This is a genomic window from Microbispora sp. H10670 (assembly GCF_014161385.1).
GTDB lineage: Bacteria > Actinomycetota > Actinomycetes > Streptosporangiales > Streptosporangiaceae > Microbispora > Microbispora triticiradicis.
In genome coordinates this window covers 1-918 of sequence record NZ_JABBWW010000092.1, presented here as the reverse complement: position 1 = coordinate 918, position 918 = coordinate 1, and the positions used below count along the sequence as shown (strand labels likewise).

Below are 918 nucleotides of genomic sequence, written 5' to 3'. Positions count from 1 at the left end.
GGCAGGCGCGGGCGTACCTGCTGGGGCTGCTGGCTCCGATCGAGCGCAAGAACGGCTGGCAGCTGGCGGAGGCGGCCGGGGATGCGGCTCCTGATCGCATGCAGCGCTTGTTGAACAGTGCACGCTGGGATCCTCGGCAGGTGCGGGTTGACCTGCGCGATTACGTGATGGACAACCTCGGTCACCGCGATGGCGTATTGATCGTGGATGACACCGGCTTCCTGAAGAAGGGGGACAAGTCGGCCGGGGTGCAGCGCCAGTACTCCGGCACGGCGGGTCGGATCGAGAACTGCCAGCTGGGCGTGTTCCTCGCCTACGCCTCCCCGCTGGGCCGGACGCTGATCGACGCCGAGCTGTATCTGCCGAAGTCCTGGACTGAAGACAGGGAGCGTTGCATCCGGGCCGGCATCGGTGAGGAGGTGGCGTTCGCCACCAAGCCGGTGCTGGCTCGGACGATGCTGGCCCGGGCCGTGAAGGCGGGGGTGCCGGCGTCCTGGGTGAGCGCTGATGAGGCCTATGGCATGGACAACAAGTTCCGGCGCTTCCTGGAAGAGCACCGCCTGAGCTATGTGGTGGCGGTGCCCAAGAGCCAATGGATCGGCATGGGGTGGGGCGGACAGATCCGCGCTGACAGCGCGACCGCACAAGCTCCGCCCGAGGCGTGGAAGCGCTGTTCCTGCGGGGACGGCGCCAAGGGCGAGCGTCTGTATGACTGGGCGCTGGCCACGGTGACCTTTGAGGCCGAGCCCGGCTACCAGCGGTGGCTGCTCGTTCGGCGCAGCCTCACTCCCAATGCCAAGGGCGAGCTTGAGCTGGCCTACTACCTGTGTTACGCACCGGTCGGCACCACCTTGGAGGACCTCATCGCCGTCGCTGGCTCTCGCTGGGCGATCGAGGAGTGTTTCCAGTCCGCTAAGA

At 67.0% G+C, this 918-nt stretch carries 1 protein-coding gene; it reads left to right on the top strand.

Features of this window, described 5'->3' with window-relative positions; genetic code table 11:
- Nucleotides 1–918, top strand: a 918-nt coding sequence (locus HHX33_RS34685; RefSeq protein WP_182878255.1) for an IS701 family transposase, incomplete at both ends; no start/stop codon positions are given.